This is a genomic window from Streptomyces xantholiticus (genome assembly GCF_014651015.1).
In the GTDB taxonomy this organism is placed as follows: domain Bacteria; phylum Actinomycetota; class Actinomycetes; order Streptomycetales; family Streptomycetaceae; genus Streptomyces; species Streptomyces xantholiticus.
Map to the genome: position 1 here is coordinate 129,126 of NZ_BMWB01000002.1, position 20,036 is coordinate 149,161.

Annotated in this window: 20 protein-coding genes; 7 read left to right on the forward strand and 13 right to left on the reverse strand. The window is 70.4% G+C overall.

The window, feature by feature from the left end:
- Positions 1–132: 132 nt before the first annotated feature.
- The gene (locus tag IE198_RS04915; protein ID WP_189883041.1) at positions 133–375 is read right to left on the reverse strand and encodes a DUF6243 family protein; all 243 of its coding nucleotides are present in this window, start codon (positions 373–375) and stop codon (positions 133–135) included.
- Positions 376–659: 284 nt separating this feature from the next.
- Here IE198_RS04915 and IE198_RS04920 point away from each other — a divergent pair, with 284 nt between their 5' ends.
- Entirely contained in the window at positions 660–1,679 is a 1,020-nt protein-coding gene (locus IE198_RS04920) for an aldo/keto reductase (RefSeq protein ID WP_189883043.1), read from the forward strand.
- A gap of 54 nt (positions 1,680–1,733) precedes the next feature.
- On the forward strand, positions 1,734–2,342 hold the full coding sequence (locus IE198_RS04925; RefSeq protein ID WP_189883045.1) for a TetR family transcriptional regulator: 609 nt from the start codon (positions 1,734–1,736) through the stop codon (positions 2,340–2,342).
- A gap of 121 nt (positions 2,343–2,463) precedes the next feature.
- Here IE198_RS04925 and IE198_RS04930 read toward each other — a convergent pair whose 3' ends face one another.
- Positions 2,464–2,676, reverse strand: coding sequence for a hypothetical protein (locus IE198_RS04930; RefSeq protein ID WP_189883046.1), 213 nt, complete (start codon positions 2,674–2,676; stop codon positions 2,464–2,466).
- 112 nt (positions 2,677–2,788) lie between these two features.
- Positions 2,789–4,171 (reverse strand): glycine--tRNA ligase, encoded by a 1,383-nt coding sequence (locus IE198_RS04935; protein ID WP_189883047.1) that lies wholly within the window; start codon positions 4,169–4,171, stop codon positions 2,789–2,791.
- Positions 4,172–4,316: 145 nt separating this feature from the next.
- Here IE198_RS04935 and IE198_RS04940 point away from each other — a divergent pair, with 145 nt between their 5' ends.
- From IE198_RS04940 to IE198_RS04955, 4 genes are all read left to right on the forward strand, one after another.
- The gene (locus IE198_RS04940) at positions 4,317–5,297 is read left to right on the forward strand and encodes a metal ABC transporter substrate-binding protein (RefSeq protein ID WP_189883048.1); all 981 of its coding nucleotides are present in this window, start codon (positions 4,317–4,319) and stop codon (positions 5,295–5,297) included.
- A gap of 29 nt (positions 5,298–5,326) precedes the next feature.
- Entirely contained in the window at positions 5,327–6,091 is a 765-nt protein-coding gene (locus IE198_RS04945; RefSeq protein WP_189883049.1) for a metal ABC transporter ATP-binding protein, read from the forward strand.
- Complete coding sequence (locus tag IE198_RS04950) at positions 6,088–6,996, forward strand: metal ABC transporter permease (protein WP_189883050.1); 909 nt, start codon at positions 6,088–6,090, stop codon at positions 6,994–6,996. Before IE198_RS04945 ends, IE198_RS04950 begins: the two co-directional genes overlap by 4 nt.
- Before the next feature lie 126 nt (positions 6,997–7,122).
- A complete protein-coding gene (locus IE198_RS04955; RefSeq protein ID WP_189883051.1) occupies positions 7,123–7,554 on the forward strand; it encodes a Fur family transcriptional regulator in 432 nt (143 codons plus the stop codon).
- A gap of 61 nt (positions 7,555–7,615) precedes the next feature.
- Here the strand turns inward: IE198_RS04955 and IE198_RS04960 are convergent, their stop codons facing one another.
- The 5 genes from IE198_RS04960 to IE198_RS04980 are packed head-to-tail and all read right to left on the reverse strand — an operon-like array spanning position 7,616 to position 10,478.
- Positions 7,616–7,951, reverse strand: a complete 336-nt coding sequence (locus IE198_RS04960; RefSeq protein WP_189883053.1) for a hypothetical protein — start codon at positions 7,949–7,951, stop codon at positions 7,616–7,618.
- Positions 7,948–8,490, reverse strand: coding sequence for a YcxB family protein (locus IE198_RS04965; protein WP_189883054.1), 543 nt, complete (start codon positions 8,488–8,490; stop codon positions 7,948–7,950). The genes IE198_RS04960 and IE198_RS04965 overlap by 4 nt, the downstream gene beginning before the upstream one ends.
- Positions 8,491–8,548: 58 nt before the next feature.
- On the reverse strand, positions 8,549–9,394 hold the full coding sequence (locus IE198_RS04970) for an isoprenyl transferase (protein WP_189883056.1): 846 nt from the start codon (positions 9,392–9,394) through the stop codon (positions 8,549–8,551).
- A gap of 22 nt (positions 9,395–9,416) precedes the next feature.
- Entirely contained in the window at positions 9,417–10,163 is a 747-nt protein-coding gene (gene recO, locus IE198_RS04975) for a DNA repair protein RecO (protein WP_189883058.1), read from the reverse strand.
- A 45-nt stretch (positions 10,164–10,208) separates the two neighbouring features.
- Positions 10,209–10,478, reverse strand: a complete 270-nt coding sequence (locus IE198_RS04980) for a DUF1905 domain-containing protein (RefSeq protein WP_189883060.1) — start codon at positions 10,476–10,478, stop codon at positions 10,209–10,211.
- 303 nt (positions 10,479–10,781) lie between these two features.
- Between IE198_RS04980 and IE198_RS04985 the strand changes: the two genes are divergently transcribed.
- Positions 10,782–12,149 (forward strand): FAD-dependent oxidoreductase, encoded by a 1,368-nt coding sequence (locus IE198_RS04985; protein ID WP_189883062.1) that lies wholly within the window; start codon positions 10,782–10,784, stop codon positions 12,147–12,149.
- Between the two features lie 188 nt (positions 12,150–12,337).
- On the opposite strand, the gene IE198_RS04990 is transcribed toward IE198_RS04985, so the two are convergent.
- The 5 genes from IE198_RS04990 to leuA all read right to left on the reverse strand — a co-directional run bounded on the left by IE198_RS04990 (position 12,338) and on the right by leuA (position 19,805).
- The gene (locus IE198_RS04990; protein WP_189883064.1) at positions 12,338–13,018 is read right to left on the reverse strand and encodes a response regulator transcription factor; all 681 of its coding nucleotides are present in this window, start codon (positions 13,016–13,018) and stop codon (positions 12,338–12,340) included.
- Positions 13,015–14,373, reverse strand: coding sequence for a sensor histidine kinase (locus IE198_RS04995; protein ID WP_189883066.1), 1,359 nt, complete (start codon positions 14,371–14,373; stop codon positions 13,015–13,017). The genes IE198_RS04990 and IE198_RS04995 overlap by 4 nt, the downstream gene beginning before the upstream one ends.
- Positions 14,374–14,883: 510 nt before the next feature.
- Positions 14,884–16,980, reverse strand: coding sequence for an MMPL family transporter (locus IE198_RS05000; RefSeq protein WP_189883068.1), 2,097 nt, complete (start codon positions 16,978–16,980; stop codon positions 14,884–14,886).
- A gap of 164 nt (positions 16,981–17,144) precedes the next feature.
- The gene (locus tag IE198_RS05005) at positions 17,145–17,819 is read right to left on the reverse strand and encodes a TerB family tellurite resistance protein (RefSeq protein ID WP_189883661.1); all 675 of its coding nucleotides are present in this window, start codon (positions 17,817–17,819) and stop codon (positions 17,145–17,147) included.
- A gap of 222 nt (positions 17,820–18,041) precedes the next feature.
- A complete protein-coding gene (gene leuA / locus IE198_RS05010; protein WP_189883070.1) occupies positions 18,042–19,805 on the reverse strand; it encodes a 2-isopropylmalate synthase in 1,764 nt (587 codons plus the stop codon).
- Positions 19,806–20,036: the final 231 nt, after the last annotated feature.

Consider the following 20,036-nt stretch of genomic DNA (forward strand, 5'->3'; position numbering starts at 1 on the left):
GTCCACCGCCCCCGTGCCGGGCACGGCCGGGGACAGGCCGGGCGGGGTCGCGCACTGGAGGTAAGAGGGGCCCTGGACGGAAAAGGGCCCGGGCCGCGTGACGCGGTCCGGGCCCGTGCTGCTGATCGGCCGTCAGGCCTGGCTCTCCTGCGGTGCCGCCCCACCCTCGGACTGCGGCGCCGCGTCCTCGGTCCGAGGCTCCGTGTCCGACGCGACCTGAGCGCGCTCACGCATCTTGCGCAGCAGCTCCTGCTTCTGGTCGGAAGCCGCCTTGCGGTCGGCCTCGCGGGCAGGGCCGCCCGACTGCTGTTCGTTGCGGGACAGCTTTTTGCGCTGTCCTCCGACGCCGAGAAGGTTGTTCCGGCTCTTGGCCATGGGGTTCTCCCATCGTGGGTGAGAAGTGACTTCGGAAACGTCTGACGGGGGCGGGTGACCGCCGCCCTCTCACTCGTAGATCTGGAAGAACGAAGACATGGCAGCGACGGTACCGCTTCGGCGGTGCGATCGACACCAGGTTTTCCGGCTACCGCCGCGCCACGGGCGACGGCGCCCTGCCGACGTCACCCTTCCGAGCCAATAACGACTGACAGATATTGAAATCTGTCAGTCGTTATGCCACAGTCGTCGATGTCACCGACCAACCACACTGGGAGACCCCGATGACGACCATCGCGCCCGCCTTCCGTGCCCTCGGCTCCACCGGCCCGAGGGTCTTCCCTCTCGGTCTCGGTTGCATGGGCATGTCCGCTCTGTACGGCAGCGCCGACCGCGCCGAGTCCGTGGCGACCGTCCACGCCGCCCTCGACGCGGGCGTCACCCTTCTCGACACGGGCGACTTCTACGGCATGGGTCACAACGAGCTGCTGATCAACGAGGCGCTGCGCACCACGTCCGGTGCCGCCCGCGACCGGGCCCTGGTCAGCGTCAAGTTCGGCGCGCTGCGCACCGCCGAGGGCGGGTTCACCGGAATCGACGGCCGGCCCGCCGCGGTCAAGAACTTCGCCGCGTACAGCCTCGAGCGGCTCGGCACGGACCACATCGACATCTACCGGATCGCCCGTCTCGACCCCGATGTCCCCATCGAGGAGACCGTCGGCGCCATCGCCGAGCTGGTCGAGTCGGGCCATGTCCGGCACATCGGCCTGTCGGAGGTGGGCGCGGACACCGTCCGCCGTGCGGCGGCCGTCGCCCCGATCGCCGACCTCCAGATCGAGTACTCGCTGATATCACGCGCCATCGAGAAGGCGATCCTGCCCACCGTCCGAGAGCTCGGCATAGGCGTCACCGCGTACGGCGTACTGTCGCGCGGCCTGATCAGCGGCCACTTCTCCCGTGACCGCGAGCTCGGCCCCGGTGACTTCCGTGGCATGAGCCCTCGTTTCCAGGGCGACAATCTCGACCACAACCTGGCGCTCGTCGACCGGCTCCGAAAGGTGGCCGACGACAAGGGAATCAGCGTCGCCCAGACCGCCGTCGCATGGGTGCTCTCGCGCGGCGAGGACATCGTGCCGTTGATCGGAGCCCGCACCCGTACCCGGCTGGACGAGGCGCTGGGCGCCCTGGAGGTCAGGCTGACCGACGCCGACCTGGCGGCGATCGAGGAGGCCGTGCCGGCCGGCGCGGCGGCCGGTGAGCGTTACCCGGCAGCACAGATGGCCCACCTGGACAGCGAGAACTGAACCGCGCGGTACCGTCTCGGTGCCCCCTGTTCAGCGAAAGGCAGCCCAGACGCCATGACGCCCGAAGCACTGACTCCCGAGCGCATCCTCGAAGCCACCGAGGACGTGCTGCGCCGGTACGGTCCGGCGAAGGCCACGGTCGTGGACGTGGCCCGGGCGCTGGGCGTCAGCCACGGCAGCGTCTACCGGCATTTCCGTACCAAGGCGGCGCTGCGGGAGGCGGTCACCGAGCGGTGGCTGCGGCGGACGGTGGACGAGCTGGCGGCGATCGCCTCCGAAGCGGAGCAGCCGGCGCCGGAGAAGCTGCGTCAGTGGCTGTCGGCGCTCTTCGAAACGAAGCGGCAGAAGGCGGGGGGCGACCCTGAGCTGTTCGAGACGTTCGGCGTGCTGATCGGGGGGAACAGCACGGTGGTCGAGGCGCATATCGCCGAGTTGGTCGGGCAGTTGAGCGAGATCGTCGAAGAGGGCGTGCAGGCGCACCAGTTCATGCCTGTGGAGCCGCTGGGTGCCGCCCGGGCGGTGTTCGACGCGATGACCCGCTTCCACGACCCGGCCTATGCGCCCGAGTGGTCGAAGCCGGGAATCGACGCGGAGTTCGCGGCGGTCGCGGACCTCTGCCTGCGGGGCCTCACCGCACGCCCGACCGACCGGCCCACCACTTGACGCCCTGGGCGCCCGTCGCCCGTCGCCGACCCGCCCGCGCCCGGGGGCCGCAGGCCGGCTCCCGGAGACGGCAGCCCGGACACGCGAGCGGCGGGACCGGGCCGGCACGTCCGGGCGGGTCTCAGCCTTCGCCTGCCGTAGGGTCCACGGTCGCCTGGTGTGCCTGAGCCAGGTGTTCCTCGGCCTTGAGCCATGGCAGGAACTGCGCGCTCTTGCGCCAGTCGCAGGTGGCGCAGCTCAACTGCCGCTGGATCCCGGCCTTTTCGACCTGCACGACGTACTCGCGTCCGTGCTCGTCCCATCTGCGGACCTTGCTGGTGGTCATGGACGGCATCTGTGCCTCCTGTGCCGGGCCTGCCCTACGGTGCACGTGGGGCCGAGTGTGCATGAAGCCCCCGGTTCCGTTACCCGGAACCGGGGGCTTCGAACGCTTCGGACGCCGGGCGTCAGCAGCCCAGCAGACGGCTGCCCAGGTAGCCCTGGATCTGGTCGAGGGAGACACGCTCCTGCTTCATCGTGTCGCGCTCGCGCACGGTCACCGCGTTGTCGTCGAGGGTGTCGAAGTCGACGGTGACACAGAACGGGGTGCCGATCTCGTCCTGGCGGCGGTAGCGGCGGCCGATGGCGCCCGCGTCGTCGAACTCGATGTTCCAGTTCTTGCGCAGATCGGCGGCGAGGCCCTTGGCCTTCGGGGAGAGCTGCGGGTTGCGGCTCAGCGGCAGGACGGCGACCTTCACCGGGGCCAGGCGCGGGTCGAGGCGCATCACGGTGCGCTTCTCCATGACGCCCTTGGCATTGGGGGCCTCGTCCTCGTTGTACGCGTCGAGGAGGAAGGCGAGCATGGCGCGGCCGACACCGGCCGCCGGCTCGATGACGTACGGCGTCCAGCGCTCGCCGGCCTCCTGGTCGAAGTACGACAGGTCGGTGCCGGACGCCTTGGAGTGCGCGGAGAGGTCGTAGTCGGTGCGGTTGGCGACGCCCTCGAGCTCGCCCCACTCGCTGCCGCCGAACTGGAAGCGGTACTCGATGTCGGCGGTGCGCTTGGAGTAGTGGGAAAGCTTCTCCTGCGGGTGCTCGAACCAGCGCATGTTCTCCTCACGCAGGCCCAGGTCGCGGTACCAGTTCCAGCGCTGCTCCATCCAGTACTCGTGCCACTGCTCGTCCTCGCCGGGCTTGACGAAGAACTCCATCTCCATCTGCTCGAACTCGCGGGTGCGGAAGATGAAGTTGCCCGGAGTGATCTCGTTCCGGAAGGACTTGCCCATCTGCGCGATGCCGAACGGCGGCTTCTTGCGCGACGTCTGCTGCACCTGGCCGAAGTTGGTGAAGATGCCCTGCGCCGTCTCGGGCCGGAGGTAGGCGACGGAGCCGGAATCCTGGGTGGGGCCGAGGTGGGTGGCGAGCAGGCCGGAGAACTGCTTGGGCTCGGTGAAGGTGCCCTTGTTGCCGCAGTTGGGGCAGTTCAGGTCGGCGAGGCCGTTCTCCGGGACCCTGCCGTGCTTCTCCTCGTACGCCTCCTCCAGGTGGTCGGCCCGATAGCGCTTGTGACAGGAGGTGCACTCGGTGAGCGGGTCGGTGAAGGTGGCGACGTGACCGGAGGCCTCCCAGACCTCGGTGGCCAGGATCACCGACGAGTCGATGCCGACGACGTCCTCGCGCGAGGTGACCATGTAGCGCCACCACTGGCGCTTGATGTTCTCCTTGAGCTCGACACCCAGCGGCCCGTAGTCCCAGGCGGCCTTCTGGCCGCCGTAGATCTCGCTGCAGGGGTAGACAAAGCCACGGCGCTTGCTCAGGTTGACGATCGTATCGATCTTGTCGGCGGCCACGGTGCTCTCTTCATTACGACGACGACGAACGGAGAATGACTCAGGTTACCGGCGGCTCCACCCCCCGGATCAAATCGGATTGGAGGAGGGGGCAGGGACGGAGGTTTATTGACAATCGTTTCCGTTTTTGTTGAAAATGAGTGTCATGAACGTACGACGCCTCATACCCACCGCCGCCACCGCCGGAGCAGTCACGCTCGGCCTCCTGGCCGTCTCCGCCTGCTCCACCTCCGACGCCGCAAGCGTGGACGGCGACGGCAAGCTGAAGGTCGCTGCGTCGTTCTACCCCATGCAGTATCTCGCGGAGCAGATCGGCGGCGACAATGTCTCCGTCACCACCCTCACCAAGCCGGGTGTCGAGCCGCACGACCTGGAGCTCAAGCCCCGCCAGACCGCCGAGCTCGACGACGCCGGTCTGATCCTCTACCTCAAGGGCGTCCAGCCCGCCGTCGACAAGGCCATCGACCAGACAAGCGTGAAGTACAAGGTGGACGCCGCCACCCTCACGGAGCTCGAGCACTTCGACACCGCCGACGCCCACGACCACGGACACGAAGAAGCCGGGCACGAAGAGGCCGGGCACGAGGACCACGAGGCCGAGGCCGGTGGCGACCCGCACATCTGGCTCGACCCGGTGAAGTACGCCGAGGTCGCCAAGGGCGTGGGCGCCCAGATGGAGAAGGCGGACCCGGACCACGCCGCGGACTACAAGAAGAACACCGACGCGCTGGTCGCCGAGCTCACCGCCCTGCACACCGACTTCGAGAAGGGCCTGAAGAACTCGGCCACGAAGACGTTCATCACCACCCACTCCGCCTTCGGCTACCTCGCGGAGCGCTACGGCCTGGAGCAGGAGGGCATCGCAGGCGTCGACCCCGAGTCCGAGCCCAGCCCGGCCCGTATCAAGGAGCTCCAGACGATCGCGAAGGAGGACAAGGTCACCACCGTCTTCTTCGAGACCCTGGCCAGCGACAAGACCGCGAAGACCCTCGCCGCGGACACCGGCCTGAAGACCGACGTCCTCGACCCGCTCGAGGGAATCACGGACCGGTCGAAGGGCGATGACTACATCGAGGTCATGCGCTCGAACCTCGCCGCGCTGCAGAAGGCCCTCGGCGCGAAGTGACGCAGTCCCACCAGGAGAGGCGGCCCCCCATGAGCAGCGAGCCGGTCATATCCGTCCGCGGAGCCCGTGCCACTCTCGGCTCGCGCTCCGTCCTGCGCGGCATCGACCTCGCTGTCGGGCGCGGTGAGGTCGTGGCCCTGCTCGGCGCCAACGGCTCGGGCAAGTCAACCGCCGTGCGCTCTGTGATCGGCCAGGTGCCCCTCACCGACGGCCGGATCGAGCTGTTCGGCACGGAGCTGCGGCGCTTCAGGCAGTGGGCGCGGGTCGGTTACGTACCGCAGCGCACCACCGCCGCGAGCGGTGTGCCGGCGACCGTCCGCGAGGTCGTCTCCGCCGGCAGGCTCTCCCGCGCCCGCTTCGGTCTGCCCTCCCGTGGCGACAGGGCTGCGGTGCAGCGCGCCATCGAGCTGGTCGGCCTGGGCGAGCGCGCCAAGGACTCCGTGAGCGCCCTGTCCGGCGGCCAGCACCAGCGGGTGCTGATAGCACGGGCGCTCGCCGCGGAGCCCGAGCTGCTGATCATGGACGAGCCGATGGCGGGCGTGGACCTGGCCAGCCAGGAGGTGCTGGCGGGGACGCTGCGCGAGCAGGTCGCCGCCGGTACGACGGTGCTGCTGGTGCTGCACGAGCTGGGCCCGCTGGAGCCGCTGATCGACCGGGCCGTGGTGCTGCGCGACGGCTGCGTGGTCCACGACGGGCCGCCCCCGGAGGCAGTCGGCCAGCACGCCCTGCCCGGCCACGACCACGTACATCCGCACGCGGCCGACGAGCCGCTCCGCACGGGACTGCTCACATGATCCTGGAAATGCTCGACTCCCCGTTCATGCAGCGCGCGCTGCTCGCGGCGCTGCTGGTGGGCATCACCGCCCCTGCCGTCGGCATCTATCTGGTGCAGCGGCGGCAGGCCCTGATGGGGGACGGAATCGGCCATGTCGCGATGACCGGTGTCGGTCTCGGCTTCCTGATGTCGACCAACCCCATCTGGATGGCGACGCTGGTCTCGGTCCTCGGCGCCGTGCTGATGGAGCTCATCCGCACCTACGGCCGCACCCGCGGCGACATCGCGCTGGCGATGCTGTTCTACGGCGGGATGGCAGGCGGTGTCCTGCTGATCGAACTCTCCGACACAGGATCCACGGCCAACCTCACCACGTATCTCTTCGGCTCTCTCTCGACGGTCTCCGAGCAGGACGTCATCGCGATCGTGCTGCTCGCCGCGTTCGTGGTGCTGGTGTCGCTGGGGCTGCGCCGGCAGTTGTTCGCCGTCAGCCAGGACGAGGAGTTCGCCCGGGTCACCGGCCTGCCGGTGCGGGCGCTGAACCTGCTCGTCGCGGTCACCGCCGCGGTCACGGTCAGCGTTGCCATGCGGGTGGTCGGGCTGCTGCTGGTGAGCGCCCTGATGGTGGTCCCGGTTGCCGCGGCCCAGCAGATCTCGCGCTCGTTCAAGGCGACGTACGCGCTGTCGGTCGCCATCGGGGTGACGGTCGCCGTGGCCGGAACCACCACCTCCTACTACCAGGACGTGCCGCCGGGCGCGACGATTGTGATGCTCGCCATCGCCGTGTTCGTCGTGCTGACCGCGCTGGCCACGCCCCTGGCGCGGCGGCGGGCCAGGACACTGGAGGTGAGCGGGGCGAACGGGTCGCAGTGCGCGGTCGAGATGCCGGGCACCCGGCGCCCCGGCGACGACGTGAAGGTCTGAGCGCGGGTCACCGGCCGGGGTCGAGCGGGGGACGGGTCCGCAGGTCCCGTCCCCGCCCGGAACGGGTCCGCGCGCAAGCCTGGCAGAATGGCCCGACGTATGTGCGGGCAAGGCGAGGAGGCACCTGTGACCACGGCGCCAACCGGCGGAAACACCGCCCCGGTGCGAGGCCGGTCGACCCGGCAGCGGGCCGCGGTGGCGGCGGCGCTGGACGAGGTCGACGAGTTCCGCAGCGCGCAGGAACTGCACGACATGCTCAAGCACCGCGGCGATTCCGTCGGCCTGACGACGGTCTACCGCACGCTGCAGTCCCTCGCCGACGCCGGTGAGGTCGATGTGCTGCGCACCAGCGAGGGCGAGTCCGTGTACCGCCGCTGCTCGACCGACGACCACCATCACCACCTGGTGTGCCGGCTGTGCGGCAAGGCCGTCGAGGTCGAGGGCCCCGCGGTGGAGCAGTGGGCGGAGACGATCGCGGCGCAGCACGGCTATGTGAACGTGGCGCACACGGTCGAGATTTTCGGCACCTGCGCGGGGTGCGCTGCAAAGGCCGGCTGACCTCCACGACACGACCGTGGCCCGCACCCCTCCCGGGATGTGGGCCACGGCTGTGTGCGCGTCAGAGGTCGTAGCAGTTGAAGGACCCGTCGTCGTTGCGGCCGACGGTGTTGTGGTCCCAGCAGTGCAGGGCCGGGGCGATCGTGTGCACACGCCAGACGAGTGCCGCGGCCACGCACGCGGTGGCGGTCAGGGCGAGGCGGGAGCGACGGCCCCCCAGCGTGAGGGCCGCCGACGCGGCTCCGGCCGCGGCAAGGACGAAGAAGATCGCGAAGCCGGTGCGATTGGGGCGGAACCCGGGGAACGTCTCCATCTCGACCGTGATGCCGAAGCTGTACCAGGCGAGGAACGCGGCGACCGCGAAGAGTGCGGCGCTGCCGCAGCCGCGGCCGGTCACGCCTTCTTGATGTGCCGGTCGAGCATGCCCCGCAGGCGCTCGACGACGGCCGGCTCCGCCGCCCCGCGCTTGGGCAGGACCATGATTCCCACGCCGTGCTTGTCGCCGGTGAGGAGGACGAACACGTCGTCGGCCTCCACGTACCGCGAGTACACCGACCAGTTGGTGGTGGCGTCGGAGTCGCGGGTGGTCAGCCGGATGCCGCTGTCGTCGACGACGGCACGGAACTCGCCCTGGAGAGCTGCCATCTGGTGGAGCTGGCGTGCCTGCAGCTGCGGCAGCAGATACAGGCAGCCGAAGGCGAGAGCGCCGATGCCCAGCATGAGCCACAGCCGCCAGGTCATGGCGTCCAGCAGTATGAGCAGCGAGAAGCAGCCCGTTCCCAGCACTCCCGCGAAAAGCAGCAGACGTCGGGTGCGGCGTCCGGAGGGGGTGGCGCGCATCCGGGCCCGCAGGGCGGACGCCATGTCACGGGCGGTGGGCTCGTAGGCGAGCGCCACCGCCTGGCGGTCCTCTTGGTGCTGCCGCTCTTGTGTCATGGCCCCTCCCGATGGCGGTGATGAACCGTGATCGTAGCGACCACCTGTGACGGCCGGGTCAGACCGCCGGGTCGTCGGGCCGGCCCCGCATCGCCTCGAGCTCCTCGTTCGGGATCGCGCCGCCGAAGCGGCGGTCACGCTGCGCGTACTCGAGGCAGGCGCGCCACAGGTCTCGCCGGTCGAAATCCGGCCACAGCACGTCCTGGAACACCATCTCGGCGTAACTGGACTGCCAGATCAGATAGTTCGAGGTGCGCTGCTCTCCGCTGGGGCGCAGGAACAGGTCCACGTCCGGCATGTCCGGGTAGTAGAGGTACTTCTGGAACGTCTTCTCGTTGACCTTCGACGGGTCGAGCTTGCCCGCCGCCACATCGCGTGCGATCGCCTGCGCCGCATCCGCGACCTCGGCCCGGCCGCCGTAGTTGACGCAGAAGTAGAGGGTCATCGCGTCGTTGCCGACGGTCTGCTCCTGCGCGACCTGAAGCTCCTGGACGACGGACTTCCACATCTTCGGCATCCGGCCGACCCAGCGGATACGGATGCCCAGCTCGTCCATCTCGTCGCGGCGGCGGCGGATGACGTCCCGGTTGAAGTTCATCAGGAAGCGCACCTCCTCGGGCGAGCGCTTCCAGTTCTCGGTGGAGAAGGCGTACAGGGAGAGGTTCTTCACGCCCATCTCGAGGCAGCCCTTGAGCACGTCCAGCACGACGCCCTCGCCGACCTTGTGGCCCTCGGTGCGGGGCAGTCCCCGCTCCTTGGCCCAGCGGCCGTTGCCGTCCATGACGCAGGCCACGTGGTTCGGCACCAGCTCGGCCGGGATCCTGGGCGGTCGGGCGCCGGAGGGGTGCGGCTCGGGGACCTTGTACTCGCGGCGGGACCGGCCCAGGAATCCGCGTCGTGCCATGCGGCTCACATCTCCTATTTCGCTACTTCTCTACGTACCTCAGGGAGCGCAGGCCGCGCTCCAGGTGCCAGTGCAGATAGGCGGACACCAGCCCGCTCCCCTCCCTGACGTGGCGCGCCTCGCACGCGTCCGCGGTCGGCCAGTCGCCGGTCAGCAGCGCGCTGAGCAGCCCGATGGCCTCCGCAGAGGGTACGACGCTGCCGGGCACCCGGCAGTCGCCGCATATGACGCCGCCCGCGGCGACGGAGAAGAACCGATTGGGCCCGGGCAGCCCGCAGCGGGCGCAGCCGTCGAAGCTGGGGGCGTAGCCGTTGACGGCGAGGGAACGCAGCAGGAACGCGTCGAGCACCAGGTTCGGTGCGTGCTCGCCCCGTGAGAGGGTGCGCAGACCCCCGACGAGCAGCAGATACTGCTGCACGGCCGGTTCGCCCTCGTGGTCGGTGAACCGCTCGGCCGTCTCCAGCATGGCTGTGCCGGCCGTGTAGCGGGCGTAGTCGGTGACGATGCCACCGCCGTACGGCGCGATGGTCTCGGACTGGGTGCACAGCGGCAGCCCGCGCCCCACGAGTTCGCTGCCGCGCGCGAAGAACTGCACGTCGACGTGGGAGAACGGCTCGAGCCTGGCCCCGAACTTCGACTTGGTCCGCCGCACCCCGCGCGCCACGGCGCGTACGCGGCCGTGACCGCGCGTGAGCAGCGTGATGATGCGGTCGGCCTCGCCCAGCTTCTGGGTGCGCAGGACGACGCCGTCATCACGGAACAGGCTCATGGCCCCATTCTCCCGCACCGGGGAAGCCCGCCGGCCACGGGTTCCTCATTCCCACATGCGCTCTTCGAGCCGGACGGTGACGGTGTCCCCCGCCTCCTTGTGGATCGCCTTTCGGACGTCGGCCTTGACGGGCAGCTTGTGCGTACCGTCACCGAGAGCCATGAACGAGCTCCGGAAGGGATGGCCGTCCACGGTCCCCCGCACCTTGACCAGCCCACGGGTCCCGAAGAACTCGACGGACTCGGGCCAGACCAGATAGGTCCAGCCGCCCCGGGCGGGGCTCTTCTGCAGCGTGGCGCTGAATTGCTTGTCCATGGGGTGTGGACCGCCGGCAGGGTCGGGACTCATCGGTCGAACTGGGCGACGGTGAACCGACGTCGCGCGGCGCGCCCATGCCGGGATCGGGGCCTCAGCGGATCCGGACCGCCATGGCGTCACCTGACAGCAGGGATCCCGCCGGGACCGCACTCCGCCGTATGCGAACCTTCATCAAGCAGACCTTTCAGAGGGCATAAGCCGGCCTTATGAGGTCATAGGATCGGGCCGGGTACTGACTTAGGCTTGCCTTTGTTTAGGGTTACCGACGAGCCAGTTGTCGCCGCTCGAAGGGAACCTGTCATGCCCCGCCCCCTGCGGGTAGCCATCGTCGGAGCCGGCCCCGCCGGAATCTACGCCGCCGATGCGCTGCTGAAGTCCGAGGTGGCTGCCGCCGACCCCGGCGTGTCCATCGACCTCTTCGAGCGTATGCCCGCGCCCTTCGGCCTGATCCGTTACGGCGTCGCCCCCGACCACCCGCGGATCAAGGGCATCATCACCGCCCTGCACCAGGTGCTCGACAAGCCGCAGATCCGCCTCTTCGGCAACGTCGACTACGGCAACGACCTCAGTCTCGACGACCTCCGCACCTTCTACGACGCGGTGATCTTCTCCACCGGCGCCACCGCCGACCGCGCACTCGACATACCGGGGATCGAGCTCGACGGCTCGTACGGCGCGGCGGACTTCGTGTCCTGGTACGACGGGCACCCGGACTGGCCGCGCACCTGGTCGCTGGAGGCCGAGAAGGTGGCCGTGCTCGGTGTCGGCAACGTCGCGCTCGACGTGGCACGCATCCTGGCGAAGACGGCGGACGAGCTGCTGCCGACCGAGATCCCGCCGAACGTCTACGACGGCCTCAAGGCCAACAAGGCCGTGGAGATCCACGTCTTCGGGCGTCGCGGCCCGGCGCAGGCGAAGTTCAGCCCGATGGAACTGCGCGAGCTGGACCACTCCCCCAACATCGAGGTCATCGTCGACCCCGAGGACATCGACTACGACGAGGGCTCCATCGAGACCCGCCGGGGCAACAAGCAGGCGGACATGGTCGCGAAGACCCTGGAGAACTGGGCGATCCGGGACGTCGGCGAGCGTCCCCACAAGCTGTTCCTGCACTTCTTCGAGTCGCCCACCGAGATCCTCGGCGAGGACGGCAGGGTCGTGGGCCTGCGCACCGAGCGCACCACGCTCGACGGCACGGGCAACGTGAAGGGCACGGGTGAGTTCAAGGACTGGGACGTCCAGTCCGTCTACCGGGCCGTGGGGTACCTCTCCGACGAGCTGCCGAAGCTCCCCTGGGACGTCGAGACCGGCACGGTCCCGGACGAGGGCGGCCGCGTGATCGAGGAGTCCGGCGAGCACCTGGACTCGACGTACGTCACGGGCTGGATCCGGCGCGGCCCGGTCGGTCTGATCGGCCACACCAAGGGCGACGCGAACGAGACGGTCGCCAACCTGCTGGACGACCACGCGAACGGCCGCCTCCGGACACCGGCCGCGCCCGAGCCGGAGGCGGTGGAGTCCTTCCTGGCGGAGCGGAACATCCGCTGGACGACCTGGGACGGCTGGTACAGGCTCGACGCCGCGGAGAAGGCGCTGGGCGAGCCGCAGGGCCGTGAGCGCGTGAAGATCGTCGAGCGTGAGGACATGCTCAAGGCGAGCGGCGCGTAGTCGGCGTGGATCAGGGCCCGGTGGCGACCGCCACCGGGCCCTGTCCCGTTCTCCGGGCGATGACGCGATCGGCGGCGGCACGCCCGGCGGGTGAACCGGTCTCGGCACCGGGGACGGCCGCCGCAGATCGGACGGACCGCGTCCGCACGGCACCGGCCCGGTGGTCGCAGGTCACGGCGGGCGCTGCCCTACCCCTCGCCGGGCGTCACCAGGCCCGACTCATAGGCGATGATGACCAGTTGGGCCCGGTCCCGGGCGCCCAGTTTGCTCATGATGCGGCTGACATGGGTCTTGGCCGTCAGTGGGCTCAGACCCAACGACTCGGCGATCTCCGTGTTGTTCAGACCGCGGGCCACCAGGGTCAGGACCTGGCGTTCACGGTCCGTGAGACCGTCCGGGCCGGCCCCCGAGGCCCGCGGAAGCACCGGAGCGGACAGCACACGGGCGATCAGGCGCGACGTCGGCCCCGGTGACAGCAGCGAATCACCGGCCGCGACCGTGCGGATCGCCGCCAGCAGGTCGGCCGGCCTGGTGTCCTTCACCAGGAAGCCCGACGCGCCCGCGCGCAGCGCCTCGAGGATGTGCTCGTCGGTGTCGTACGTGGTCAGGACCAGGACCTTGACGCCTGCCAGATCGTCGTCGGCGGCGATCAGGCGGGTGGCCTCGATGCCGTCGAGCTCGGGCATACGGATGTCCATGACCACCAGGTCCGCCCGTTCGCTGCGGGCCAGTTCGACCGCCTCCGCGCCCGTGCCGGCCTGACCCACGACCTCCATGTCGCGTGCCGACTCCACCAGCATCGCGAATGCCGCCCGCACCAGCGTCTGGTCGTCGGCGAGCAGCACGCGGATCGGGTTCACGGGATTCATACGGCGGCCTCCGAAGGCTGCAGGGGCAAGGTCGCGGCGACTTCGAAACCCGGGCCGTCCCCGCGCGGACCCGCCGACAGCGTGCCGCCGACGCTGCGCGCCCGCTCCCGCATCCCGATGATGCCGAAGCCCGAACCGGGGACGGGGGCCTGCGCGTTCCCGTCGTCGGCCACCTCGACACGGAGGGCGGCCTCGTCCCGGACCACCGTCACCGTGATACGTACCCCCGCGCCACCGTGCCGCACGGCGTTCGTCAGCGACTCCTGCACGATCCGGTACGCGGCGGCCTCCACCGCCGGCGGCATCTGCGCGTCCCCGGTGCGCAGCGTCAGCTCCGCCCCGGCCGTGCGTACGAGATCCGCAAGCGCCGCCAGATCCGGCAACGGGCCGTAGCAGTCCGGGCCGTCGGCGCGCAGCACCTCCAGCGTGGTGCGCAGTTCGCCGCGGGCAGTGCGGCAGGTTTCCGCGATGTCGTCGAGCGCCTTGGCGATCGCCGCCCGGTCGAGGCGGTCGGGGTCGACGGCCAGGACGTGGGCGGCGACGGAGGTCTGGACGCCGATGAGGGTGATGGAGTGGGCGAGCAGGTCGTGCAGGTCGCGGGCGATGCGCAGCCGTTCCTCGGCGACACGGCGGGCGGCCTCCTCCTCTCGGGTGCGCTCGGCACGTTCGGCGCGGCCCACGACGGAGGCGATGTAGCGGCGGTAGATGCGGACGTCGACGCCGCAGACGAGCACGGCGAGGATCCATCCGGAGGTACGCAGCGACTCCAGGCCCTCGTGGGTGCCGACATTGAACATGATCGCGAGGCTGACGCCGATGACGAGGCAGCCGACGAAGAAGGTGTACAGGGGCCGCGCCGTGACGGCAACGGTGTACAGGGCGACGAGGGACGCCGGTACGGGCGCGGCATGCGTGTTGTCGAGCGCGTGGTACGGGCCGACACAGGCCAGCACGAGCACCAGGACCGGCCCGGGGTGCGCCCGGCGCCACACCAGGGGCACGACGCTGCCGGCGAGGAGCGCCCACCCGAGGGCGTCGGGCCTGCGGCCGTGGTCGACGAGGAGCGCCAGCACGACGGAGAGCACGCCGATGGCTGCGGCGAGGAGCGCGTCGTTGCGGATGCGGTGGGGGACGGTGAGGGGGTCGCGGCTGACCGCGTTCAGGACGCGTTCGCCGAGGCGGGGGGGGTCGGGTGTGGGCGGCACGGCTCCATCCTGGGCTGGCTGTTGCGTTTTCCCCACCCCCGTCCTCCCCGAAACCGGGCTCCGTCCGGTCCCGCTGTGCGAGGGCTCCTCCCCCTCAGCCTGGGGCCCCCAACCGAGCGCCTGCGCCTCAATTCGCCGGCGAGGCTGCATATCCCGCCAGTCCGGCGATCGGGGACACCGCGCCAAGCGGGTACCGGTCGCGCGGGACGGGCACCGCGCGGACCGCGCGAAGCCCCGCACGGGTCCCGGTGCGGGGCCCCGTAGAGGGCCCGAAAGCCCCCGGATCCCGGCGCCAGGACCGGGGCGGGGCGCCATGGTCCACGCGACGTGTACGGGTCCGGGGCGGGGCGCCATGGTCCACGCGACGCATACGGGTCCGGGACGGCATCGCCTGGACCGGGCGGATCCCGGTGGTCCGCCCGAAGCGCGGAGCCCGGCACGGGGACCGGGGCGGAGCCCTCTGGTCCCCACGAAGCGCGGCACCGGGACAGGGGGAACCCGGCACGAGGACCCGCGCGGTAGCCCCACCGGTCCGCCCGAAGCGCAGGCGGTCCCGGGCCCGGGACCGGGGCGGAGCCCCGAAGTCCGCCCGAAGCGCGGTACGGGGTCCGGGCTTGCCCGGTTCGGGAAGGCGCGGGTAGGGGAACAGGCCCCGCAGGGCTACGGCTTCGGCGTCACCGGCCCCCGCCGGCTCAGCGGGCCCGGCCACCACACCCTCCGCCCCAGCAGCAGACTCGCCGACGTCACCAGATACGTCCGCACCAGGAACGTGTCCAGCAGCACGCCCACCGCCACCAGGAAGCCCATCTCGAAGAGCGGCACCAGCGGCAGGTTCATCAGGACGGTGAATGTCGCGGCGAGCACGATGCCCGCCGAGGCGATCACGCCGCCCGTGGTGCGCAGCGCGGTGAGCGCCGCCGTGCGCGGGTCGGCGCCGGCCAGGGACTCCTCACGCAACCTGTGCATCAGGAAGATGCCGTAGTCCACGCCGAGCGCCACGAGGAAGACGAAGGAGAGCAGCGGCATCCCGGGATCGAGCCCCTCGAAGCCGAAGACCGGCTCGAAGAGAAGCCCGCCGAGGCCCATGACGGCTCCCCACACCGCGACGACGGCCACGGTGAGCATCAACGGCGCCACCAGACTGCGCAGCAGCACGACGAGGATCAGCAGCACCGCGCCGAGCACCAGCGGAATCACGATCTTCTGGTCGCTCGCGCTGGTGTCGGCGAGGTCCAGCTGCTGTGCGCTCGGTCCGCCGACGTGGCTGCCGTCCAGGCCGGCGCGCAGTGCCTCGATGGTCGCGGTCTCGCCCGGTGTCTCCGGTGCGTCCTTCGCGAGGACGGTGATCTCGGTCCAGCCGCCGCCGGAGCGGCCCGCTTCGGCGGCGGCGACGCCTTCGGTGCGGCGGGCCTCGGCGAGCGCGGCCTCAGCGGTGGCGGTGGGTGCGACGACGGTGATCGGCTGGCTGCCCCGTCCCGGGTAGACCTCGGCGAGGGTCTTCATCGCGGTCACGGACTCGGGCTGCTGCGTGAAGCTGTCCTCCTGCGCCAGGTCCCCCGGCAGGTTGAACACGCCGAGTGCCAGCGCGCCGAGCAGCAGCAGGCCGGAGACGAGGACGGCGGCGGGCCGCCGGCCCGCGGAGCTGCCCATCGCGGCGAACAGCGAGCGGCGCTGCTTGGGCTCGGAGCCGTACGCCGGCACCAGCGGCCAGAACACCCGGCGCCCCAGCAGGACGAGAACGGCGGGCAGCAGGGTCAGCATGGCGGCCAGGGCGCACACGACGCCGACGGCGCCGACCGGTCCGAGTCCGCTCGCGCTGTTGAGGTCGGCGGCGAGCAGGCACAGCAGGCCCGCGGCGACGGTGCCGGAGGAGGCGAGGACGGCGGGGCCGCAGCCGCGCAGGGCGGCGAGCATCGCGTCGTACGGCCGCTCGATGCGCCGCAGTTCCTCCCGGTAGCGGGCGACGAGCAGCAGCGCGTAGTCGGTGCCCGCGCCGAAGACGAGCACGGTCATGATGGCGGCGCTCTGACTGGTGACGGTCAGGTCGAAGCCCTGGATGAGCCCGTAGACGAGGGCCTGCGAGGCGACGGCGGCGATGCCGACGACGGTGAGCGGCACGAGCCAGAGGAACGGGCTGCGGTAGGTGAGGATCAGCAGCACGGCGACGACGAGCACGGTCGCGATCATGAGCGTGCCGTCGATGGTCTCGAAGACCTTCTCCATGTCGGTCATCAGCGCGCCGGGGCCGCCGAGGTCGGCGTCGAGCCCTTCGACCGGGATGGCGGCGAGCCGCTCCCGCACGTCGTCGACGAGGGCGATCCGTGCGTCGTTGTCGGTGCCGGGTTCGGTGGTCGACATCGGGTACATCAGGGTCGTGCCGTCGTCGGACGCGATACCCCGGGGCGGGCCGCCGTCGAACTCGTGCGCGCCGGTGATCTCGTCGATCCGCTGTTGCGCCTGAGTACGGTCGGCGGCGGTGAGCCCGCCGTCCCGGTGGTAGACGACGACCAGTTCGGTGGACTCGCCACCCGGGAGGGCCTGTTCGATCTTGGCGACCTGGGTGGAGTCGGCGCTCGCGGGCAGGTAGTCGATTATGTTGTCCCGCTGGGCGTCGGCGAGTTTGCCGGCGAAGGGCAGGGCGAGGGCGATGACGGCGACCCACAGTGCCACGACGGCCCACGGCACGGCGCGCCGTGCCGTGGGGCGGGCGGGTGGCTTCGCCGGCGTCGTTTCGCTTGCGGTCAGTACGGGCCCCATGGGCGTCTCCCCTTCGTGCGGGCGTCCGGTGGCGGGATGCGTCACCAGCGTCCCGTCGCGGGGAGGCGCTTTCGTCGCGCGGGAGGGCGAGATGCCCCGTACTCCGCGGGGTGGCACGGCCGCGTCCGTACTCCCCAGGGAGTAGTGCGGTCCGGCCCGAGGGGTCAGAAGGGGGTTCGGGCGGTCTCCATCAGCCGGATCGTGTCGTCCTCACCCAGTTGCAGCGCCGCGCCCACGGTGGTGAGGACCTCGCGCTCCGCCTGGGTGTACGGGCCGTCGGCGAGGGCGATCCGTGCGCCCTGGAGGAGGATCGACTCGCGTCCGGCGGGAGCCAGGTGCGGGGCGAGCGGCTCCAGCGCCTCATGGAGCTCGATGGCGAGCGCCGCGCCGTAGGGCGCGGCGTCCGTGACGTAGCGGCCGGTGTCGGCGGCGAGGGCCTCGATCAGGGAGGTGAGCTGGTCCTCGGTGCAGTCGTCGAGCCCGGCGGCGCGTACCGTGTGGACCGCGATCTCCCGGACGCTGCGGGAGGAGGTGCCGCCGGAGGCGAGGACGGCGAGGGCGACGGTGTGCACGGCGTCCCTGAGCATCGCGGAGAAGCGGCCGGTGGTGGGGTGGTCGAGGGCGTCGGTCCCGAAGTGGCTGTGGCAGGCGGCGCATTCGACGACGGGCCCGGCGAGGCCTCGCGGCAGCAGGGGCACGCCGAGGACCGCGAGGCGGCGGCGGCCGGTGCGGCGGCGGTAGTTGCGGTCCCCTCCGCAGGCGGGGCAGAAGAACTCGCCGTCGCCGATGGTGCTCCAGGACGTGTGAATGCCGCACACCCGCATTTTTCGGACGGACATTCCCCGGGCTGGCAGCACGTCGCACCTCCATCAAGCTGCGGCAGCGCTGCCGCGTTGACGTGATGTTAGCCACACGGATGATGCCGCGTCAGCACCCCGGAACGAGTGCGAATCGACATGGCCGATTCCGCTCCCCGGCACAACTGCGTGCACAGCACCGCAAAACGCCGGGCCTGCTCCCGATCGAGCAGGCCCGGCGACGGGGACGAAGATGCGGGCGTATCAGCGCGCCGCGCGGTTGACGGCAGAGACGACCGCCTTCAGGGAGGCGCGCGTGGTGTTGGCGTCGATGCCGATGCCCCACAGCACCTTGCCGTCGATGGCGCACTCGATGTACGAGGCGGCCTGCGCGGACGCGCCCTCGCTCATCGTGTGCTCCTGGTAGTCCAGCAGGCGTACGTCGACGCCCACGCCGTTCAGCGCCTCGAAGAACGCGGAGATCGGACCGTTGCCCGAGCCGGTCAGCACGGTCTCCGTGCCGTCGACGACCGCCTCGACGGTCAGCGTGTCGACGCCGTCGGTGTCGGTCGTGGTCTGGCCGGAACGGATCTGGATGCGGCCCCACGGGTTCTCGGGGTTCGGCAGGTACTCGTCCTGGAAGGCGGACCAGATCGCGGCCGGCGTGACCTCGCCGCCCTCGGTGTCAGTCTTGGCCTGGATGATCCTCGAGAACTCGATCTGCATCCGGCGCGGCAGGTCCAGCTTGTGGTCGTTCTTCAGGACGTAGGCCACACCGCCCTTGCCGGACTGCGAGTTGACCCGGATGACCGCCTCGTAGGAGCGGCCGACGTCCTTGGGGTCGATGGGCAGGTACGGCACGGCCCACTCGATCTCGTCCACGGTCTTCCCGGCGGCGGCCGCGTCGGCCTCCATCGCGTCGAAGCCCTTCTTGATGGCGTCCTGGTGGGAGCCGGAGAAGGCGGTGTAGACCAGGTCTCCCGCGTAGGGGTGGCGGGGGTGGACCTCCATCTGGTTGCAGTACTCACTGGTGCGGCGGATCTCGTCGATCTGCGAGAAGTCGATCTGCGGGTCGACGCCCTGGGAGAACAGGTTCATGCCCAGGGTGACCAGGTCGACGTTGCCGGTGCGCTCGCCCTGCCCGAACAGGCAGCCCTCGATGCGGTCGGCGCCCGCCATGATCGCCAGCTCGGCGGCGGCGACGGCGGTACCGCGGTCGTTGTGCGGGTGGACGGACAGGCAGACGTGCTCGCGGCGGGTCAGGTTCCGCGACATCCACTCGAAGCGGTCGGCGTGCGTCGAGGGCGTCGAACGCTCCACAGTGGCGGGCAGGTTGAGGATGATCTCGCGGCCGGGGCCGGGCTGCCACACGTCGCAGACCGCCTCGCAGACCTCCAGGGCGAAGTCCAGCTCGGTGTCGGTGAAGATCTCGGGGCTGTACTGGTAGCCGAAGGCGGTCTCGTCGCCCAGCAGCTTCTCCGCGTACTCCATCACCAGCCGGGTTCCGTCGACCGCGATCTGCTTGATGTCGTCCTTCGAGCCACGGAAGACGACGCGGCGGAAGGTGGGAGCGGTGGCGTTGTACAGGTGGACCGTGGCGCGCTTGGCGCCGACCAGGGACTCGACGGTCCGCTCGATCAGGTCCTCCCGGGCCTGGGTCAGCACCGAGATGGTGACGTCGTCGGGGATGGCGCCCTCTTCGATGATGGAGCGCACGAAGGCGAAGTCGGTCTCGCCGGAGGACGGGAAGCCGACCTCGATCTCCTTGTAGCCCATGCGTACCAGCAGGTCGAACATCTCGCGCTTGCGCGCCGGGCTCATGGGGTCGATCAGCGCCTGGTTGCCGTCCCGCAGGTCGGTGGACAGCCAGCGCGGGGCCTTGGTGATCCGCCGCTCGGGCCAGGTGCGGTCCGGGATCTCGACGGCCTCGTACCGGCCGTACTTGTGAATCGGCATTCCGGACGGCTTCTGCATGTGCGTCGTGTTGGTGATCGGGGTGGGACGGCCGATCCACTGCGACTGGGACATGACGTAGGGCTCCTCTGTTCCTGCAGGAAGGGGGGCCGACTGAGTCGAAGCAGCACCAGACTCCGCGGGGAGGGGGTCGGCCTACGACTACAGGCCCTCGCCGCGGCAGCTAAGGAGAAGCAGCCCGAAACGCATGATGCGTAGAAGACTAACCGAGCCTCGACGTGAGCATTGGTCCCGTTTCAGTATGCGGGACGACCGATCAGTAACGGTCATATGTGGCCTATCACT